This is a genomic window from Streptomyces sp. NPDC039465 (genome assembly GCF_055639315.1).
This window is the reverse complement of record NZ_JBVKAP010000009.1, coordinates 197,490-220,498: the sequence shown is the minus strand read 5'-3', so window position 1 is coordinate 220,498 and position 23,009 is coordinate 197,490. Positions and strand designations below refer to the sequence as shown.

Below are 23,009 nucleotides of genomic sequence, written 5' to 3'. Positions count from 1 at the left end.
CACGCCCATGAAGCTGAGCCGGTCCGGGGCACAACGGATCGCGCACGGGAGGTAGTCAATGCTCAGTCCGGGTTCCCGCGTCGAGGCAGAGGTCGCTCTGGAGCCGACCGACTTCGTCGTCCAGGAGCATCGGCTCCGGGACGTCTGCCTGCTGCCGGGCAGCGCGTTCTTCGACGTGATCTGGCGGATGCTGGCGGCCCGTGACCTCGGCCCCGAGCGGGCGGTGCTCACCAACGTCCTGTTCACCGACCCCGTCACCACCGCCCCAGGCACCGGCCGGCAGGTACGGGTCGTGATCGAGGCCGACGCGGACGGAACGGCCGGTGTCCGCGCCACCAGCCGTCCGGTCGGCGCGGACAGACCCGACGAGCCGTGGGTGGAGAACCTCCGCGCGGAACTCGGCTGGACCGATGAGGAACTCTCCGCCCTCGCCAGGGACATCCGCGACGCCCCGGGCACCGACGGCGAGATGGCCGACGTCTACGCCAGGGCACGCGCCCAGCAGGTGCACCACGGGGCCCGCATGACCTGCACCGGAACCGTACGGCGCGGACGGGACGGCCTGCTCGCCGAGATCGACCTCGCCGCCGGACACGACGGCGACGACTACCACCTGCATCCCGCCCGCCTGGACGCCGCCACGCTGCTCGGCTTCTGCCAGTCGCCCGCGCAGGACGACCCCTTCGTGCCGATGTTCGTCAGCCGCTTCCGCGCGGTCCGGCCCCTGCGCGGCCCGGCACTGGTCCACGTGCCGGCAGCGGAACAGCTGACCGATTCCGGCGAGTTGCTCAGCAACGACGTGTACGTCTACGACCGGGACGGCCGGCCGGTGGCCGAGATCGTCGGCTTCGCGTCCAAGCGGCTGCGGCCGGGGGCGGAGGTCATGGCTCCGCGGGCGGTGGGGACGAGGGACGTTTCGGAGACCGTACGGGCGCCGGTAGCCCCGTCGGCCCCGTCGGCCCCGCCGGTCCTGCCGGTCCTGCCGGTCTTGCCGATCCAGGAAGCGCCGGTCGAGCGAACGGCGGTCGGCGGCGGTGCCATGGCCGAGCGCGTACGCGCGGTGGTCGCCGAGCACCTCGACCGGCCCGCCGCCGAGGTCCCCACCCACGTCGGCTTCTACGAGCTCGGCCTCAACTCCGTCGATGTACTGAAGGTCACCGAACGGCTGGAAGAGTTGGTCGGCTCCACGCTCTACCCCACCCTCCTCTTCGAGCACACGACCGTGGCCGCCGTGGCCGCCCACCTCGCCTCCGAGTACGGCGAGATGCCCCCGCCGGGCGAGCTCTGCGCCTTCGCACCTGTCTGGGCCCCGGCGCCCGCCCCCGTCCCGGCCGCCCGTACCGACAGCGACCTCGTCGTCTTCGGAGCGGAGTTGACCGAGGCGCTGCGTGCCGCCCGTCCCGGCCGCAGGATCGTTCCGGTGGTCCACGACGGCCCCGTCCCGGACGGCGGATACCGCGTCGACCCCCGGGACCGGGCAGCCCTCGCCGGCCTGCTGCGGCAGATGACCGCCGACGGGATCGACCCCGGAGTCTTCATCGACGCCACCTGGCCCGCGCCCGACCCCTACCCCCGACTCTGGGCCCTGGCCTGCGCGATCGTCGACAGCCGCAGGCCCGGCCCGCACCGACTGCTGGTCGTACACGGTCCCGGCGCCGGCGCCGAGCACCGGGCGCTCGGCGCGCTGCTGCGCACCATCAGCACCGAAGTGCCCGCCCTGCGCTGCCGGTCGGTGGCCCTCCCGGACGGCCCCCCTGACATCGCGGCCCTGCTCGCCGAAGCCGACGACCTCACTCCCGAGCCGGAAGTCCGGCTCCGCGGCGGCCGGCGCCTGGTGCGCCGCCACCGGCCCGTGGTCCTCCCGGACCCGGAGCACGCTCCGATACAGGCTCCGATATGGCAGGGCGGCTCGTACCTCATCGCCGGAGCAGGCCGGATCGGTCTGCACGTCGCCGACTGGCTGGCCCGCGAGCACGGGGCCGCCCACCTCACGCTGGCCGCCCGGCGCGAGGAACCTCCCGAGGTCACCCGGCGCATCGCCGAGTGGCGCGAGACCGGCGTCACGGCCCGCTATGTGCGGGCCGACCTCTCTTCGGCGGCCGACGTGGCACGGCTCACCGACACCGCCCGGCGGGAACACGGCCGTATCGACGGCGTCTTCCACTGCGCCGGTGTCGTCGACGACGGCGTGTTCTTCCGCAAGCAGCCCGACCGGTCCGCCGCCGTCCTGGCCGCCAAGATCGACGCGGTCGCCCTCCTCGACCAGGCCACCACGGCGGACGATCTCGGCCTGTTCGTGGTCTTCTCCTCGCTCGCCGCCACCCTGCCCAGCCCTGGACAGTGCGACTACGCCTACGCCAACGCCGCCTTGGCCGAACTGATACGGGCGCGCACCGGCCCGGGCCGCGGCCTCGCTGTGGAGTGGCCCTACTGGGCGGACGGCGGCATGACCGCCCCGGCTGACGCGCTGCGGCACGACCTGGAGACGCACGGTCTGGCGCCCATGCCGACCTCCGCCGGACTCCACGCTCTCGGCGCCGCCCTGGCCTCCGGCGAGTCTCATCTCCTGATCGGCTACGGGGAGCCGGAACGGATCCAGTCCGCCCTGGGCCTCGCGCCCGAGGGGGAGTTCGAGCGGGCTGCCGAGGAGCCCGTCGACGACCTCGCCTCCGACCAGGACGGCCAGGACGACCAGACCGACCCGGAGGACCAGGAAGACCACGACGACGACCAGGACGCCATCGCCGTCGTAGGACTCGCCGGCCGCTATCCGCAGGCCGCCGACGTCGAGGAGTTCTGGCGCAACCTGCGCGCGGGACGCGACTGCGTCACCGAAGTGCCGGCCGACCGCTGGCCGCACGAGCGGTACTTCGACCCCCGGCCCAACACCCCGGGCCGTACGTACGGCAAGTGGGGAGGATTCCTCGACGGCATCGACCGCTTCGACCGCGCCTTCTTCGGCGTCTCCCGACGGGAGGCCGAGCGGATGGACCCCCAGGAGCGGCTGTTCCTCACCACCGCCTGGCAGGCCGTCGAGGACGCCGGCTACCGCCCCGACCGGCTCGCCGACCGGCAGATGGGCGTCTACGTCGGCGTGATGTCGTCGCACTTCCAACTGGTCGACGACGCACCGGACGAACCCCTGCCCCTGGCCCTGCACTCGTCCGTCGCCAACCGGGTGTCCTACCGGTTGGATCTGCGCGGGCCCAGCATCGCCGTCGACACCGCGTGCTCGTCGTCCCTGACCGCGATCCACCTCGCCGCCCAGGCCATCCGCTCCGGCGAGTGCAGCTGGGCGCTGGCCGGGGGCGTGAACGCCATGCCGCACCCGGAGAAGTACCTGCAACTTGCCGCCGGACAGTGGCTGTCGCGCGACGGCCGGTGCCGCAGCTTCGGCGAGGGCGGCACCGGCTACGTCCCCGGCGAGGGAGTGGGGGCGCTGGTCCTGAAACCGCTCGCCGCCGCCCGGGCCGACGGCGATCACGTCTACGGCGTGATCCGCGGCTCCCGCCTCAACCACGGCGGACGGGCCAGCGGCTTCACCGTCCCCAACCCGGGCGCCCAGAGCGAGGTCGTGACCGGCGCCCTGGAGGCCGCCGGAGTCGACCCGTCCACCGTTACGTACGTCGAGGCGCACGGCACCGGTACGTCGCTCGGCGATCCGATCGAGGTCCAGGGCCTGCGTGACGCGTACGCAGGAGTGGACACCACCTGCGCGCTCGGCTCGGTCAAGTCGGTCATCGGCCACCTGGAGAGCGCTGCCGGGGTCGCCGCGGTGACCAAGGTGCTGCTGCAGATGCGGCACAGGACGCTCGTCCCCACACTGCACTGCGACGAGGTCAACCCCGCACTGCGCCTCGACGACAGTCCGTTCCGTCTGCAACGCACCGCCGAGCCCTGGCATCCCGGACCGGGAGGGGTCCGGCGGGCGGGCGTCAGCTCGTTCGGCGCCGGTGGTTCCAACGCCCACCTCGTCCTCGAAGAGGCACCGCCTCGCCCCGTCCCGGCCCCGCCCTCCGGGCCCGCCGTGCTGGTGCTGTCCGCCGAGGACGACGGCCAACTCGCCCGCGTGGCCGAGGAGATGCTCGCCCCCCTCGAACGGGACGGCGACGCGGTACGCAGCGAAGTGGCCGGCCTGCTGGGCGTGCGCCCCGACGACGTACCCTCCACCGTGCCCCTGCGCGACCTGGGCCTGGAGCGGGTGGATCTCGACCTGCTCGCGGCCTCCGCCGGGCTGCGCGCCGACGAGCTGGCCCGGCAGACCCTCGACGACCTGGACCCGGGCCGGGGCGCGGAACGGCTCCACGACATCGCGTACACCTCCCAGGTCGGCCGGACCCCGCGGGCCCACCGGCTGGCGGTGGTCTGCGAGGACATCCCCGCCGCGCGGCGGGCGCTGCGCGCCCATCTGGCCGGCGAGGCGCCGCCGCCCGGCGCCTTCTGGGGGCCGGTGCCAGCCGCTGTCGCTCCCGCCGACCTCGACGAGGCCGTCCGCGAGCGGCGTGCGGAACGGCTCGCCGAGGCCTGGATGGCCGGAGCCGACGTCCCCTGGCACCTCTGCCACGCGCCGGGACGGCAGCGGGTTCCGCTGCCGCCGTACCCCTTCCGTGGGGAACGCTGCTGGCCGGGCCTGTGGCGCTCGGAGACGACCGCACAGACGGACACCACGTCGCCGCCGGAGACCGCCGTCCTGGCGGATACCACCTCCGAGCCGGTGCCGGAGCCTATGGCTGGTCCGGAGCCGGTGGCCGTTCCGGTGCCGGAGCCGGAGCCGGCCCGGGGGGACGTACCGGCTTGCGAGGTACGCCGGTTGCCGGACGGGATCCTTCTGATCACCCTCGGCCGGACCACGTTCACCGACGAGCTGCTGGAAGGATTCCGCGACGCGCTCACGGCGGCCGCCGCCGACTCCACGGTGTCCTGCGTGGTGATCACCGGCAGCGGTGAGGTGTTCAGCATGGGCGCCACGCCGGAGGCGATGGCCCGGCTGGCGGCCAAGGAAGGCACCTTCGCCGACGTGTCCTTCCTGCACGAACTCGTCCTCGCCTGCGACAAGCCGGTCATCAGCGCTCTCCAGGGCCATGCCAGCGGCGGCGGCCTGGTGTTCGGCCTGTACGCCGACGTGGTCGTGCTGGCGCGCGAGGCGAGCTACGGCGTGCCGTTCCTCACCTACGGCTTCACCCCCGGCGCCGGAGCCACCTACTTCGTGGAGCGCAAGCTCGGTACGGCCGTTGCCGAGCAGCTCTTCTACACGGGCCGCCCGCTGACCGGCGCGCAGCTGCGCGAGCGCGGGGTCCCGGTAGACGTCCGGCCGCGCGCGGAGGTCCTGCCCACCGCCCTGGACTACGCCCAGTCCATCGCACGCCAGTCCCGTGCCGCCGCCGCCGAGCTCAAACGCGAGCTTGCCGGTCGCACGGCCGCCGCCTTGTCCGACGTGATCGAACGGGAACTGCGTATGCATGAGCGAGTGCTGGGCGGCGAGGCCGTCGAGCGGGTCCACAGCCGCCTCGGCCGCGACACGGCCCCTCCCTCCGCCCCGCCTCCGGCCGCCCCTCCCGCCCCCGCCGCGCCGACCGGCCCGACCGGTGAGGACGTACGGGACGTGGTCGTCGAGGCCGTGGCGGCGCAGCTGTATCTGGCGCCGCACGAGGTCGACCAGCGCCAGACGTTCTCCGACATGGGCCTCGACTCGATCGGCGCCGTGGAGGTCACCAACACGCTCGCCACCCGGCTGGGCGTCCACCTCGAATCGGTGCTGGTCTACGAGCGCCCGACCGTCCCCGAACTGGCCGACGCCGTGGCCGCCGCCGTACGGCACAAGCAGCAGGTCGCCGAGGCCGCGCTCGCCCCGCGCCCCGAAACGCCGGAACCACCCCCGGCGCCCGAGCCCGAGCCCGAGACCAAGCCCGAGCCCGTCGCGGATGAACGTCCCCCGGCCCCCGCACCGCAGCCCCCGGCCCCTCCCGTGCCCCCGACCGCCGCGCCCCCACTCGTGCTGCGCGGTGCTTCCGTACGCGACAGGCAGCCCGCCCCCGCCAACTCGCCGGCGCCGGAGGCCACACCCGCCGTGGCCCCACAGCCGTCCCGCCCCGCCCCGCTGCGGCACGACGAGCACGCCATCGCGGTGATCGGGATGTCCGGCCAGTTCCCGCACGCGCCCACCCTGGACGACTTCTGGGCCGACCTCGCCGCCGGGCGGCAGCGGACCGAAGAAGTCCCGCCCGAGCGCTGGGACGTCCGCGCCCACTACGACCCGGCCGGCCGTCCGGGCACCACGGTGAGCAAGTGGGCCGCCTCCCTCTCCGGCATCGACGCCTTCGACGCGCCGTTCTTCCGCATGTCCCCGCTCGAAGCCGAGGACATGGACCCCGAACAGCGGCTGTTCCTCACCGAGTCGTGGCGCGCGCTGGAGGACGCCGGGTACGCGGTCGGGCCCGACACGCCCCTGGTCTGTGGCGTCTTCGTGGGCTGCACCCAGAGCGACTACCGCCAGGTCCGCCACGCCGCCGGCCGCCACGACACCGCGCACAGCTTCCTCGGCGGAGCTCCTTCCGTACTGGCCGCCAGGGTCTCCTACTTCCTCAACCTGACCGGGCCCACCGCCGCCGTCGACAGCGCCTGCTCGTCGTCGTTGCTGGCGGTGCACCTGGCCTGCCAGAGCATTCTGAGCGGCGACTGCGAGATGGCCGTCGCGGGCGGGGTCGCCCTGATGCTGGGCCCCGACATCCACGTACAGACCAGCGCCGCCGGCATCCTGTCGCCGACCGGCCGCAGCGCGCCCTTCGATGCCACGGCCGACGGGATCGTGCTCGGCGAGGGCGTCGGTGCCGTGGTGCTCAAGCCACTGGCCCGGGCGCTGGCCGACGGCGACCACATCCACGGCGTCATCCGCGCCAGCGGCGCCAACGGCGACGGCCGCAGCAACGGCATCGCCGCGCCCAGCGGACGCGCCCAGGCCGACCTGCTCACCCGGGTCTGGCGCCGGGCGGGCGTGACTGCGGACCAGATCGGCCTGGTCGAGGCGCACGGCACCGGTACGCCGCTGGGCGATCCGATCGAGGCCAAGGCGCTCACCGAGGCGTTCGGCCGGATGGGCGGGGCGTCGGCGTCCTGCGCGATCGGATCGGTCAAGGGCAACATCGGCCACACCACCATGGCGGCGGGCATCGCCAGCCTGATCAAGGTGCTGCTGGCGCTGCGTCACCGGCAGCTGCCGCCGACCGCCGGGTTCAGCTCGCCCAATCCGCGGCTCGACCTCGACGACAGCCCCTTCCGTGTGGTCACGGAGGTCCAGGACTGGCCGACGGGCCCGGGCGGGCAGCGGATCGCCGCCGTGAGCAGCTTCGGCGTGAGCGGCACCAACTGCCACCTGGTCGTCGCCGAGGCACCCGAGGAGCCCGGCCGGCCGCGGCACGTCGGCGCGCGATCCTTCGTCGTCCCCGTGTCGGCCCGGACGCCCAAGGAGCTCGGTGAGCAACTCGGCGCCCTGGCCGGGGCGGTGACCGCCGCCCCGCACCTCGCCGACGTGGCCTACACCCTCTGCGCCGGGCGACGGCACCACCCGGCGCGCGCCGTGGTCGTCGCCCACACCCTCGACGATCTCGCCGCCCAACTCCGGGCCGCACAGGACGGCACGCCGCCCTCCCTGGCGGGCGCCACCTCGGAGCAGCGCCGCCTCGCCGAGGAGTACCTCTCCGGCGGCCGCCCCGACTTCGACGTCCAGTTCCGGCAGGTCGACGCCCGTCGTACGCCCCTGCCGCCGCACCCTCTGCGCGGCACCCGGCACTGGCCGTCGGCCGCGCCCGCACCCGGGCTCACCTGGTGGGTGACCCCCGACGCCTGGCAGGTGGCCGATCACCGCATCGGCGACACGCCCGTGCTGCCCGGCACCGGGGCCCTGGCGCTCGCCGCCGTCGCGGCCGGCGACGACGGGCCGCTGGAGATGACCGGCATCCGCTGGTTGCGGCCGCTGCACGCCGAGTCGGCGAAGGAAGTACGGGTCGAGATGGACGGCCCCCGCTTCACCCTCCGGTGCGGCGACACGGACCTCGCGACCGGTGCGGTGCGGCCCGCCACGGAACCGGCCGGCACGCTCCCCGTCGACGAGATCACCCGCCGCTGCACCGGCCACCGGCCGGGCGGGGAGCTCTACGCCCGGTTCGCCTCCGCCGGACTGCACTACGGCCCGGCCTTCCAGGTCGTCAGCGAGGTGTGGGTGGGCAAGGACGAGGCGCTCGGCCGGCTGACCGCCGTGAACCGCCCGTCGTGGAGCACCGTCGTCGACGTGGCCGCGCTGGACGGCGCGATCCAGGTCGCTTCCGTGCTGGCCGGTGAGGGCGAGCTGCTGCTTCCGTTCGCCGCGGCGCGGGTTCTCGTACGCCCGGCCGCCGGGCCGCCGGTCTGGGCGCATGTGCGCCGGACGGCGGACGGCATAACCGTACGGCTGGCCGGAGCGGACGGCCGGGAACAGGCCCGTATCGAGGGCCTGGTCGCCCGCGCGGCCCGCGAACGACAGCAGGCCGGGAAGCCGCCGGTGTCCGTGCTGGTACCCCACTGGACAGAGTCCGACGACAAGGACGACAAGGACGACAAGGCCCCGCTGCCCGCAGGGGCAGGGCGGACGCTGGTGCTGTACGCGCGCGGCGCGGAACCGCTCGCCCGTGACCTCGCCGCGCGGTGCGGCGGGCCAATCGCGCCCCTGGCCGAAGGGCCGGACCGGCTGGCACGTACCGAACTGGACACCGTCCACCTGGTGGTGACCGGAGGCGCGGCCGACGCCCCTGACACCGACCCCACCGTCGCGCAGGTCTTCGACTGTGTCCGTGCGCTGGCGAGCGGCCCGGCGGCCCGCCGCGCCCTGAGCCTGACCGCGGTCCTCGACGGGGTCGTCCCCGCCGCCGGTGCCGCCGTCACCCGCCCGGCCCGCGCCGGCGTCCTCGGCGTCCTGCGCGCCGCCGGAGCCGAACACCCCCGCTGGCAGGTCCGCTGCCTCGACGCCGGCGGCGCGGACGCGGACACGCTGCTGCGCGCCCCCGCCGGTCACCCCGTCCTCGCCCGGCGTGACGGCCGCTGGCTCACCCAGGTCTTCCAGCCCCTCGCGGCCGACTCCCCGGGAGACACCGGCTCCCCGTGGCGCACCGGCGGTGTCCACCTGATCGCGGGCGGTGCCGGAGGCATCGGCTTCGCCTTGAGCATGCACCTGGCCCGCCACCACGCCGCCGACGTGGTCTGGCTCGGCCGCCGACCCGCCACCGACGTCACCGTCGCCGCACGGCTGGCCGCGGTCGAGGCGGCCGGGGGCCGCGCCCGGTACGTACAGGGCGACGTCGCCGAACCCGACGACGTCCGGGCCGCGCTGGCGGTGGCCCACGCCGCGTTCGGCCCCGTCACCTGCGCGGTGCACGCGGCCCTGGACCTGCGGGACAGGACGCTGGCCTTCGCCGAGCCGCACGACCTGCTCGCCGCCATGCGCCCCAAGGACCGCGGAGTCAGGGTGCTCCACGACGTCCTGCGCGGCGAACCCCTCGACCACTTCGTGCTGTTCTCCTCGGCGGCATCCGTCATCGACTCGCCCGGCCAGGCGGCGTACGCCGCCGCCAGCACCGTCGAGGACGCCCTCGGCCGGGCGCTGCACGCCGCCGGACCCGTGCCGGTGACCGTCGTCAACTGGGGCTACTGGGGCAGCGTCGGCGTGGTCGCCGATCCCGAACGGGCCCGTGCGATGGCCGAGGCCGGAGTGGGCTCGATCGAACCCGCCGACGGATTCGCCGCGCTGGGCGACATCCTCGCCGCCCGCGTACCGCAGGCCCTGGTCGCGCGTGCCACCCCCGAGGCGCTCCACGGCCTCGGAGTGATCGTGCGGGAAGAACGCGAACGGGCCGACGACCCCCTGGACGCCCTGGCCGGCGCCCTGCTGGCGGCCGAGCTGACCGCCGCCGGGGCGCTGCCGGCCCCCGGCGAACGGCGCGCCGCGGCGGCGGTGGCCCAGCGGCTCGGCGTGGTGCCCGCCCACCAGAGGCTGTTCGACGCCCTGCCGCCCATCCTGGAACGCGCCGGAGCGGTACGCCGTGACGGTATGGACCTCGTGGCCACGGCCCCCGTCTCCGTACCCGCGCACCCCGTCCCCGAAGCGGAGGAGCGCCTGCTGAGGCGGTGCGTGTCCGCGCTGCCCGACGTACTGGCCGGGCGGCGCAACCCGCTGGAGGTGCTCTTCCCCGGCGGTTCGACCGACCTGCTCGCACGGTTCTACGGCGGCGGACGCGCCGAACGCGCCGCAAACGAGACCCTCGCCGCCCTCGTACGCCGCCAGGTGGACGAACGCGGCCCCGGCGCGCAGGTACTGGAAATCGGCGCGGGCACCGGCGCCACCACCCGTGTCGTCCTCTCCGCCCTGGCCGGTGCCGGACCCGTCACGTACACCTTCACCGACCTGTCGCCCACCTTCCTGCGCCAGGCCGAGGAAGCGCTCCGGGCGGACGCGCCGCCGTCGGTCGCCCTGCGGTACGCCCGGCTCGACGCGGAAGAGGACCCAGCCGCGCAGGGATTCGGCGCCGACTACGACGCGGTCGTCGTGGCCGGAGTGCTGCACGCCACCTTCGACGTGACCGGCGCCCTGCGCCACGCGGCCGCGCTGCTGCGCCCCGGCGGGCTGCTTCTCGTGCACGAGACCACCGGCCACTCCGACTTCCTGACCCTCACGTTCGGACTGACCCAAGGCTGGTGGCGCTACCAGGACCCCGATCTGCGCCTGCCGCATTCCCCGCTGCTGGCCTCCGACACCTGGCGTACGGTCGCCGAACGCGCCGGTCTCGACGATGTGCGCGTCCGCACCGAGACGGCGACCGGATCCGCGGGCCCCTGCCTGCTCACCGCCCGGCGCGCCACGTCCACCGCACTGCCCGGGCCGACGGGTGTCACGCCGGAGGCGGCCCGCCAGTACGTACGGTCGGTCTTCGCCGAAGTCCTCCGGCACGACCCGGAGAACCTCGGCGACCACACCGCGTTCGACGAGTTCGGCGTCGACTCGTTGGTCAGCCTCACCCTCGTCGCCCGGTTCGAGGCCGACCTGGGGCCGCTGCCGTCGACGCTGCTGTTCGAGCACCTGACCATCGCCGCCCTCGCCGACCACCTGCGCGCCGAGCGGGCGGACCGGCTGGCGGCGGCGACGGGTACGGCCCGGCCCGAGCCGGTGGCCGCCGCGGTGGCCATCGAGTCGCCGGACCTGCCATCGGCCGTACGCGCCCACTCACCGGCCGCGCGTCCGGCCGCCCATCCGGACTCGTCCGTCGTACGTTCCGAGGCGTCGGCCGCGCGTCCCGACTCGTCCGCTGTACCCGCCGAGACGTCCGCCGCGCGCGTCAACTCGCCTGCTGCACGCCCCGATTCGGCGAGCTCGCGCCCCGACGACATCGCGATCATCGGCGTCAGCGGCCGCTACCCCGGCGCCCCCGACCTGGACTCCTTCTGGCGGCTGCTCGCCTCCGGCGACCATGCCGTCAGCGAGGTCCCGGCGGACCGGTTCGCCTGGCGCGAGCACTACGACCCCCGGCCGGGCACCCCGAACCGGCTCTACACCGCGAGCGGCGGCTTCATCGACGGCGTCGACCGCTTCGACCCCGGCTTCTTCGGCATCCTCGCCCGGGACGCCGTCAAGGCCGACCCGCAGGAGCGCCTGTTCCTGGAGACCTGCTGGGACCTGCTCGAACGGACCGGGAACCTCGGAGACCGCGCGACCGGCCGCACCGGCGTCTTCGCGGGCGTCATGTACGGCACGTACGGCCAGCTCGGCGCGACCGCGTGGCCGCAGGGCGAGCTGACCGGCGCACACTCGTCATACTGGTCGGTCGCCAACCGGGTGTCGTACCTGCTGGACCTGTCCGGGCCCAGCTACGCCGTGGACTCCGCCTGCTCGTCCTCGCTGACCGCGCTGCACCTCGCTTGTGAGAGTCTGCGCCGCGGCGAGTGCGAGACAGCGATCGCCGGCGGCGTCAACGTGATCATCCACCCCGCGCACTTCGTCTCGCTCTGCTCGCTGAGCATGCTGTCGCCGCAGGGAGTCTGCCGGGTGTTCGACGCCGACGCGGACGGGTTCGTGCCCGGCGAAGGCGTCGGCGCGGTCCTGCTGAAGCCGCTGAGCCGCGCGATCGCAGACGGCGACGACATCTGGGCCGTGGTCAAGGGCAGCGCGGTCAACGCCGGTGGCCGTACCTCCGGCTACACCGTGCCGAATCCGAACGCCCAGGCCGAGGTCATCACCCAGGCCCTCACCCGGGCCGGCGTCGACCCCGCCACGATCGGCTACGTGGAGGCGCACGGCACGGGCACCGCCCTGGGCGACCCGATCGAAATGGCCGGTCTGCGCAGGGTGTTCGACGGTGACAGTGAGGGCGACGGCGGCCGTGGACCGCTCGCGGTGGGCTCGGTCAAGGCCAACATCGGCCACCTGGAGGCGGCCGCGGGCATTGCCGGACTCACCAAGGCGCTGCTGCAGCTGCGGCACGGCGCCATCGCCCCCTGCGCCAACCTGAGCAGCGTCAACCCCCGCATCGACCTCGGCGGCCGGCTGGAACTGCCGCGGGAGCTACGGCGCTGGGACGCCGGGCCCACGCCGCGCCGGGCCGGTGTCAGCTCGTTCGGCGCCGGTGGCGCCAACGCGCACGTGGTGCTGGAGGAGTACCGAACCCCGGTCGCCGACGGGCCCGAACCGGTGGGCGGTGACCAGCTGTTCGTCCTGTCGGCCCGCTCGCCCGAGCTGCTGGCGCAGTACGCCGGTGACGTCGCCGCGGCCCTGTCGGAGCCACTGCCCCAGGGCACAGGCCTGCGCGAACTCGCCCACACCAGCCAGGTCGGACGACCGGCCTTCCGGGAACGGGTCGCCGTCCTCTGCGGCAGCGTGCCGGAACTCGCGGCCCGGCTGACCGAGGTCGCCAAGGGCGAGAGCGCGCCGGGAGTGTGGCGCGGCAGCGCCGCCTCCGGCCGCGAGGCGACCCCCGTCGAGGGCATCGGGCAGTGGGCGGACCTGGCACGCCGCTGGGTCGACGGTGAGCGCGTCGACTGGGCGGCCCACTGGCCGCGGTCGCCGCGCGTGGCCGCCTTCCCGGGGCATCCGCAGCACCGCCGCAGGATCTGGTGGCGGCCCCAGACCGCACCCGCCGCGCCCGTGACCGTCCCCCTGCGGGACCTCGGCGAGACCGTCCGCGGGCATCACGTCGGAGAGCGCCGGATCCTGCCGGGCGCCGCCGCACCCCAGCTCGTCCACGCCGCCCTGCCCGACCTGTCCGGACCTGTGCGGTTCACCGGCCTGACCTGGCAACGGCCCTTGGATCTCGACAGCATGGACGAGGTCCGGGTGGTCATGGGCGAGCACGGCCCCCTGGAGCCGGCCCCCTTCACGATCACCGACCCCGGCGGGGCCGTGTACGTGACCGGCGCCGTCGAAGCCCTCCCCGCACCGGCCCTCCCGCCCGCGACCGTCCCCACCCCCGAGCAGGTCGGCCCGCCGGTCGCCCCGGCCGTCGTCTACGCCCGCCTCACCGCGGGCGGCGTACGGCACGACGGTGGCATGCAGGTGCTCCAGGCCCTGTGGGCCGGGCCGGGGGAGTGCCTGGCCGACGTGGCCGCGGCGCCCGCCCCCGGCCAGCGGCTCGACCCTGCCGTCCTGGACGGCGCGTTCCAGGCCCTGGCCGTACTCGACGCCACCACCACCGGCTATCTGCCCACCTCCATGGCCGAACTGACCAGCAGCCGCCCGCTCCCGGCCCGCTGCCGCGTCCACGCCCGCGACGTGACACCGTCCGGCGACACCGGCTCACGCACCGTCGACCTCGACATCTTCGACGGGGAGGAGCACATCCTTGCTGTGCGGGGGCTACGGCTGACCGCCGTACGGAATGAGGCCGTCGCGACGCCCGCCCGTAGGGAGGGCGCTGGGCGGGCCGCCGTCCCGGCGCAGGCTGCCGCGCGGACCGCTCGTACAGATTCGGCCGCTGATGCCGCTCGTACAGGGGGCGCCGTTCCGGCCGCCGTCGGTGCGGGGGCTGCCGTCACTGCCGCCCGTACGGAGACGGCCGCCGCTCCCGTCCCTGCGGAGGCCCCCGCTCCGGGGGCCGTCGAGGTCCGGCACCGGCGGCCGCGCTGGCGGCCTGCCGGTCCGCCGGAGGCCGGCCGTGCGGTGCAGCGCGTGTTGCTGCGCTGCCAGGAGCCGGGCCTACGCGCCGATCTGGGCGCCGAACTCGACCGGCGCGGCATCCCCTGGGGCACCAACGCGGAAGACACCGAAACCGACGCCATCCTCCACGTCTGCCCGGCCGCCGCGACTGGCCTCGCCGAGCAACTGCGGGACGGCTTCGAAACCGTACTGCCGCTGGCAACAAGCCACTTGGGCGCGGGCCGTACCGGCCTGCGGGTACTGGTCGCCCACCACGGCGACGACCGGACGGGCCAGGCCCGGCCCGCGTACGCCGCCCTCGGCGCCCTGCTGCGCACGCTCTTCCTGGAGCACAGCGACTTCTCCGGTCTGACCGTCCGCATCGACGGCTCTCTCTCCGACCTCCCCCGGCTCCTGATCGACGAACTGCTCGGCGCGGAGGAGGGCGAGGTCCGGCGCGCCGGCGCGGAACGCCTCGTGCTGGAGTACGAGGAGTACGCCCCGGGGCTCGCCGCCCCGGCCGGCACCGCGGGCCCGGCACGTACGTTCCTGATCACCGGCGGTGCGGGACGGATCGGTGCGACCGTCGCCCGGCACCTGGCCGCGCGCGGACCGGCCCACCTCGTCCTGTGCGGCCGGCGACCCGCCGACGCCACGGTGGAGGAGACGCTGCGGGAGCTGCGCTCGACGGGCGCCGAGGTGATGTACCACCCGGCCGACGTCGGCGACCCGCGACAGGTCCGTGAGCTGATCGCGGCGATCCGGCAGCGGTTCGGCGCCCTGCACGGCGTCGTCCACGCGGCCGGTGTCACCCGCGACTCGCTGGCGGTGCGCAAGACACCCCAGGAGGCCGCCGAGGTCCTGGCCCCGAAGGTGTGGGGCGCGGTGAACCTCGACGAGGCCACCCGGGACGAACCGCTCGAATTCCTGGCGCTGTTCTCCTCGGTGGCGGCCACCACGGGCAACCTCGGCCAGGCGGACTACACCTTCGCCAACGCCTTCCTCGACGCCTTCGCCGAGGAGCGGACCGCCCTTCACGCCGCCGGGCTGCGCCCGGGGCGCACGGTCTCGATGGGATGGCCGCTGTGGGCGGACGGCGGCATGGCGGTCCATGCGGCCAGCCGCACCCTGATGGCACAACACTCCGGCATGGTGCCGCTGCCGAGCGCGGACGCCCTGCGCGCCTTCGACGCCTTCCTCGCCGGTGACGAGCCCCGGCCGGGAGTGGTCGCGTACGACCCCGGGTTCCGCGCGCCGGCAGCGCAGGAGCGCCCGGCGACACCGCCGGCCGACCCGGGCGACCAGGCCGAGCGGACCGAGACCGTCGAGAAGGAGCTGCGCTCCCTCGCCGCCGGATTCCTGATGGTGCCGGACGAGGACGTCGACATCGCCACCAATCTGATGGAGCTGGGCTTCGACTCGATCTCGCTGACCGAGCTGATCACCCAGGTCAACGCGCGGTACGGCCTCGACCTGCTGCCCACCGTCCTGTTCGAGGCGCCCACCCTGGAGGCCCTGGCCGACCGCCTGGTCCGGGACCATCCGGAGGTCGGGCGCAGAGTGGTCCCTGTGGCTCCGGTTTCTCCTGTGGCGGTAACGGAGCCTGTGGTCACCGTCTCGCCGGATTCCGGGGCCTCGTACGGGCCGACCGGGGCGTCCGGGATGCCCATCGCCGTCATCGGCATGGCCGGGCGGTTCCCCGGCGCGGAGGACCTGAACGCGCTCTGGGACATGGTGTCGGCCGGAGAGGACGGCGTGGGACCCGTCCCCGCCGACCGGGCCGACCTGTTCGCCGACCCGCGGATGCGTGAGGTACGCGCCGGATTCCTGGAGCGCGTCGCGGAGTTCGACGCGGCCGCCTTCGGCATCTCCCCGCGTGAGGCCGGTTTCATGGACCCGCAGCAACGGCACTTCCTGGAGGTCACCTGGGAGGCCCTGCACGACGCGGGCCGCCGCCCGGGGGAGCTGGCCGGATCGGCCACCGGGGTGTTCGTGGGCGTCGCCACCGGCGACTACAACGAGCTGATGGCGGCGCACGGCGGCACGCCCGAGGCCCACATGGCCACCGGTGTCGCCCACGCCGTCCTCGCCAACCGGGTCTCCCACCTGCTCGACCTGCGCGGCCCCAGCGAAGCGCTGGACACCGCCTGCTCCAGCTCCCTGGTCGCCCTGCACCACGCCGTCCGCGCGCTGCGGCACGGCGACTGCGACCTGGCCGTCGCCGGTGGCGTCAACCTGATGCTGAGCCCCGCGCTCTTCGCCACCTTCACCCGGGCGGGCATGCTCAGCGCGCGTGGCCGGTGCGCCGCCTTCGACGACTCCGCCGACGGATACGTCCGCGGAGAAGGCGTCGGCGCCGTCGTCCTGAAGCCGCTGCACCGCGCGCTGGAGGACGGCGACCACGTGCGGGCGGTGATCCTCGGCAGCGCGGTCAACCACGGCGGCCGGTCACCGTCGCTGACCGCGCCCAACCCGCGGTCCCAGGCACAGGTGATCGTCGAAGCGGTCCGGGACGCGGGCGTCGACCCGCGCACCATCGGCTACGTCCAGGCACACGGCACCGGCACGCCCCTCGGGGATCCGGTCGAGATCGAAGGCCTCAAGCACGCGTACGCAACGCTGTACGAGGACTGGGACCTCCCGGCCCCCGCCGAGCCGCACATCGCGGTCGGCTCCGTGAAGGCCAACATCGGTCACCTGGAGGCCGCCGCCGGGATCGCCGGTCTGCTCACCACCGTCCTGGCGATGAACAACGGCCTGATTCCGCCCAACCCGCATCTGCGCGAGCCCAACCGGCACCTCCGCCTGGACGGCACCCCGCTGACCCTGGCCGACGGCGCCCGGCCGTGGGAGCCGGTGCCGGACGCGTCCGGGCGGCCGGTACGCCGCGCCGGGGTCAGCTCGTTCGGCTTCGGCGGCTCCAACGCCCATGTGGTACTGCAGACCGGGGGAGTGGCACCGGCCGCGGCCCCGCCCGTGGTGAGTGGCCCCCTCGTCGTGCCGGTCTCGGCCCGCGACGAGCAGGCCCTGACTGATTACTGTGCACGGCTCGCCGACGCGCTCGACCAGCGGCCCGACGTGGGCCTCGACCGGGTCGCGTACACCTTGCAGGTGGGCCGGGAGGAACTGCCGTACCGCCTCGCCGTGGTCGCCTCCGACCGGGCACAGCTCGTCGCCGCCCTGCGCGGCGACACATCGCACGGCGTGCAGCGCGGTGTCGTGACCGCTCGGCCCACCGCCGCCGCCACGGGCACCGGCCCGCGGGACCTCGCCGCGGCCTGGTGCGGCGGCGGGACGGTCGACTGGGCCGGCCTCTGGCCCGCCACACCTGGCCGGACACCGCTCCCCGGCCCCGTCTTCACCCGCACGTCCTACTGGTTCCCGCGCCCCGCGGACCCGACGCCGGCCGCGACCGCGGCCCCGGTTACCGGTGCGGCGCCCCGTCGATCGGCCGCGGGCAAGGTCCAGTTGACGCCGGTACGCCGACGGGACGTACCGGAACCCCCTCCGCCGTCCGTCGCCGCGCCCGAGCCCCCGGCCCCCGCGACCCCGGCCGGCCTCAGCGCGGAAGCCCTCCGCGACCGGGTGGCGGCGGCCCTGGGCGTGCCCGCCGACGAGATCGGAGACCAGGTCTCGCTGACCGGCCTCGGCCTCGACTCGATCATGCGGGTGGAACTGGTCCGCTGGCTGCACGACCAGCACGGCATCACCGTGCCGACGAGCGAGCTCTACGAGCACGACACGCTCGCCGACCTGACGGCGTACCTCGGCACGGCGCCGGGGCCGGTCCCGGGCCGGGTGGAGTACGTCGATACGGAAGCGCCGGCGGAGCCCGCCCCGGCCCCGGCGGCGGAGCCTGCCGTGGGCCCGGGCGCGGATGTCGATATGTCCACGGCATCGGAGCCCAGCCCGGATCGGTCGGCTGACGTCGCCACGGCCCCGGCGGCGGAGCCTGCCGCGGGGCCGGGGGCGGATGTCGATACGTCCACGGCGCCGGAGCCCAGCCCGGATCGGTCGGCTGACGTCGACACGGCCCCGGCGGCGGAGCCCGCCGCGGGGCCGGGGGCGGGTGCCGACTCGTCCACCGCGCCGGAGGCCGACCCGGGCCCCGAGCCCGACCTGGCCGCCGTCGTCCGCACGGCCGTCGAGCGGGCCGTGCGCACCGACCTCGGACCCGACGGCCGATTCACCGAGGGCGCGCTCAGCTCCCTCGACATGCTGCGGTCGGTCCGGGCCCTGGAGACGGTGCTCGGGACCCTGCCCAAGACCCTGCTCTTCGACCACCCGGACTGCGCCTCCCTGGCCGACCACCTGGTCGACCGTTTCGGCGCACCGGCGGTGGCCCGACTCGCCGAGCCCGAGGCACCCGCCACACCCGCCGCACCGCATGGCTCCGCCCCCTCAGGACCCGGCGCGCTCATCGTGCCGCGCTCCGAACTGGCCGACCATCCGGACCTTCAACACCTGGTGGAGGAGGTCGAGCAGCGCCACGGCATGGAATCCGGGCTGGCCGGACTGAGCATCGCCCCGCTGCTGTTCTTCCCCTCCACCCGTGACGGGTACCTGGCGGTCGGCCGCCGTGGGGACTCGGTGCTGGTGTGGCGGTACACCGGAGCGCCGGAGCGCTTCGCCGCCGCGGCCGGCGAACTGCTGAACCACTGCGTCACCAACGGGCTTCGGCTCAACCTGCTGTCCACCGATCCGCTCACCGACCTCGCGGGTACGCCGATGCTGGCCACCGCGTTCGGGGTCGTACAGCGTCTTGAGGACATCGGATCGTTCACACTCGACGGCGGCCGCCGGAGCAAACTGCGCTACCTGGTCAGGAAGTTCGGCCGGGACGGCGACAACCGGGTCGAGGAGTACGTCAGCGGCTCGGACCCCGGGACCGACGCGGCCGTCGCCGATCTGGTCGACCGGTGGTCCGAGGGCAAGCAGATGGTGAACGCGTACGTCGCCGAAGCCCGCGAGCTGATCAGGGCCGGCAAGCTCCCCGACCGGCACCGGATCTTCCTGACCTACCGCGACGACCGGCTGCTCAGCGCCATCGTCCTGGCCGCCCTGCCCGCCGAGAACGGCTATCTCCTCGATGTCGAGTTCTATCCCCGCGACATGCCGCTGGGCGGACTGGAGTACACCTTGGTGGAGATCGTCCGGCGGCTCGCCGCCGAGGGCGCCGAGGTGCTCAGCTTCGGCGGCAGCTTCGGCGTCGAGGTGACCTCCACCCCGAACCCGGCGCAGGACGTGCGACAAGCCCTCGCCGAGCTGCGCTCGGTCGGCATCTTCGACGAGGGCAACTATCGGTTCAAGAAGAAGTTCGGGCCGGTCGAGGTGCCGCTGTACCTCTGCCAGCCGGCCACGGGCCGTACCGACGCCGTCGACCTGATCATGATGATCGCCAACTCGGCCGAGACCGAGGCCGAGACCGTGACCGAGACCGGGACGGAAACCGAAACCAAGGCCCCCGCCTCGCCCCGTACCACCCTGCTCGCCCGCGCCGGGCACAACCCCGTCCTCCTCGACCACGCGGACGTGGAGTTCGACCTGCTCACCGACTCATGGTTCGAGCGCGCCGACGCGTTCGTCACCGACCGGATGGCCGCTCTGGCCGCCCAGGTCGCGGACCCGCGCGGCGCCACGACCGCACCGCCCGACTGGCTGCCGCTCCCGCATGCGTCGTGGACGGCGTCCGGGCGGTCCGCGGAGCTTCGGATGTGCCGGTCCTGGCCCGGCCGCCGGGGAGTGGTCCTGCACAACGACGCCTTCCCCACCTGGCAGTTCGCGCTGGCCGAGGCAGGACTGCGCCCGATCCGGATCCCCCGACAGGACGACGGGCCGGCGTCCGGCGACGGCCGGCTCGCCGGGCTGGCGGCCCTGCTGGACGAACACGGCGTCGAAGTCTCCTTCGTCTGCCTGGAGTTGAGCACCAACGCCGCGGGCGGCACACCCCTCTCCCTCGGCGTGCTCCGCGACACGGCCCGTACGCTGCGCGCACGCGGCATACCGCTCGTGCTGGACGCCACCCGGGTGGTGGACAACGCCTGGGCGATCGCAGAGGCCAACGGCGCCGATCTCTGGCGGACCGTGCGCGAGCTGCTGGACACGGCCGACGCCGTGACCATGAGTCTGTCGAAGAACTTCGCCGTCGGCATGGGAGGTCTGGTCGCCACCCGCCGCGCCGACCTGGCCGAGCGCATGGCCGAGGACGAGGACGCCTACGGCCGGCACCTCAGCTCCCAGCAACAGGCCGTCCTCGCCGCCGCCCTGGCGGACACCGAGGTGGCCGGCGCCCTCGTCCGGCGCCGCGCCGAGCACGTACGGACCCTGCACCAGCGGCTCGTCAAGGCCGGTGCGCCCGTGTACGGCGGGCCGGGTACCCACTGCGTCCTGCTCGACCCGCGGCGGGACGACGCGTTCGGTGGCCTGGCACATCCCGGACCGGCCATGCTCGCCTGGCTCTACCGGCGCACCGGCGTCCGTGGCGGTCCGCACGTGGGCGACGACCCGGCCGGGCTGCTGCGGCTCGCCGTGCCGGCCGGTCTCACCGACGCCGACGCCAAGGCGCTCACCGGCCGGCTCGCCGACTGCTTCGCCGACCGCAGCGGGGTGGTGGACCTGCTGCCGACCCAGGCGGCAGGCTCGCCGATGGCCCTGGCACGGGCCCGGTTCGAGCCGGCGGACCGTATCCCCGACGACGTACGGACCGCGGTCGCCGACGGCTACGAACGGACCGGGGACAACCTGACCGTGCTCACCGAACACACCCCGGACGTGCGGCGGCACCTGCTCACACTGGACACCGCGACGGTCGAGGCGTTCGTGCACGGCACCGGCCCCACCCTGCTGATGATGCATCCGTTCAACATCGGCGCCGGGATGTTCGCCCGCCAGTTCGCCGAACTGGGCACGGACCACCGCCTGGTGGTCCTCCACCACCCCGGCGTGGGGGCCACCCGCACGCGCGGTGACATGTCGCTCGACCACATCGTCGACCTGTACACCGAGGCCCTGACCCGGCTCGGCATCGACGGCCCGGTGCATCTGGTCGGGGCGTCCTGGGGCGCACTGCTGGCCCAGAGCTTCGCCCTGCGCCACCCCCGGCGTGCCGCGTCGCTGACGACCATCGGCGGCTCGTACCGCTACGCCAACCGGGTCGGCGAGGTGAACCGGCTCGAAGTCATCGTGGCCGAGGACATGGCCGCCGTGGCCGCCGCCACCGGGGACGACGGGCGGCTGCCCGGCCTCGCGGCGCAGCTGCTGCGCTGCGAGAGCATGGACGCGTACGTCGGCCTGTCCTACCTTGACCTGTTCGCCGGCGAACCGGACCTGCTGCGCCGGCTGCCGGAGCTGGACCTGCCGGCCACGGTGATCCAGGGCCGGCTGGACTCCGTGGTGCCGCTGGACACCGCCCGCCGACTGGCCGAGGCCATCCCCGGAGCGCGGTACGAGGAACTGCCCGACGCCGGCCACTTCCCCTGCGTGACCCACGCGGACGAGATCAACCGGCTCCTGCGCGAGACCGTCGCCCGCCAGCCCGTCACCGGGGAGACCACCCCCGACCGGCCCACCGAGGAGACCGCATGACCGCCGACCCGCGACCCGTGACCGTGGGCATCGAGGCGCTCGACGTCTACGCCGGAAGTGCCTGGATCAGCGCCGACGACCTGGCCGAGGGCCGGGGCCTCGACCCGGGCCGGGTCGCGAACCTGATGCTGACCGGACGCTCCGTCGCGCTGCCCTTCGAGGACCCGGTCACCCACGCCGTGAACGCCGCCAAGGGCATGCTGGACGACCTGGACCCTGCCGTACGCGACCGGATCGAGGTCGTGCTCGTGGCGACCGAGTCCGGCGTGGACTACAGCAAGTCGATCGCCTCCTACGTCCACCGGTATCTCGAACTGCCCCCGCACTGCCGCCTGTTGGAGGTCAAACAGGCCTGCTACGCGGCGACGGCCGCGCTGCAGCTGGCCGCCGGCCACCTCGCCTCGGGTGCCTCGCCCGACGCCCGTGTCCTGCTGATCGCCACCGACGTGGGCCTCGCCGACGAGCGCGCCGAGTACGCCGAGCTGGCCACCGGCAGCGGCGCGGTCGCCCTGCTGCTCAGCGAGCACCCCGACATCCTGGAACTGGACCTCGGCGCGTTCGGCCTGCACAGCTTCGAAACCATGGACACCGCCCGGCCCGGCCCCGACATCGAACTCGCCGACGCCGACCAGTCGCTCGTCGCCTACCTCGAATGCACGATCCGCAGCTTCGCCGACTACTGCCGCCGCGTCGACGACGTGAAACTCGACGAGACCTTCGACCACCTGGCCTTCCACACGCCGTTCGCCGGGATGGTCCGGGCCGCGCACCGGCGCGCGATGCGCGAGTTCACCGGCCTTGATCCGGCCGCGATCGCCGCCGACTTCACCCGCCGGGTGGAGCCGGGCCTGCGCTACCCGGCACAGGTCGGCAACCTCTTCTCCGGCTCCCTCTACCTGGCGCTGAGCAGCCTCGTGGACGAACTGCCCCCGATGACGGAACGGGCCAGGGTGGGCCTGTTCTCGTACGGGTCGGGCTGCTCCTCCGAGTTCCTCAGCGGCACGCTGGGCGACGCGGCCCGGCGGGCCGTGGCCGCCCGGAAGATCGGGCCGCGGCTGGCCGCCCGCCGGCGCCTCGGCTTCGACGAGTACCGCGACCTGCTGCCCGCGAGCCGGGCCTGCCTGCTGCCCCGGCGGCGGCTGACCGTCGCGGACCCGCCCGACTGGCTCCCCAGCACGGCCGCCCGCCCGCCGCTGCTCGCCTTGCGGAGCATCGAGGACTACCACCGCCGCTACGACTGGATCTGACCGATCCGAACGATCCGACCCGGAAAGGGACA

At 74.5% G+C, this 23,009-nt stretch carries 2 protein-coding genes; both read left to right on the top strand.

Annotation, left to right across the window (positions count from 1 at the left end):
* Positions 1-58 precede the first annotated feature (58 nt).
* Positions 59-21,730, top strand: a complete 21,672-nt coding sequence (locus ACZ7LT_RS27665) for an SDR family NAD(P)-dependent oxidoreductase (protein WP_471238821.1) — start codon at positions 59-61, stop codon at positions 21,728-21,730.
* Positions 21,727-22,977 (top strand): hydroxymethylglutaryl-CoA synthase family protein, encoded by a 1,251-nt coding sequence (locus ACZ7LT_RS27660; RefSeq protein WP_471238820.1) that lies wholly within the window; start codon positions 21,727-21,729, stop codon positions 22,975-22,977. The genes ACZ7LT_RS27665 and ACZ7LT_RS27660 overlap by 4 nt, the downstream gene beginning before the upstream one ends.
* The last annotated feature ends 32 nt before the right edge of the window (positions 22,978-23,009 follow it).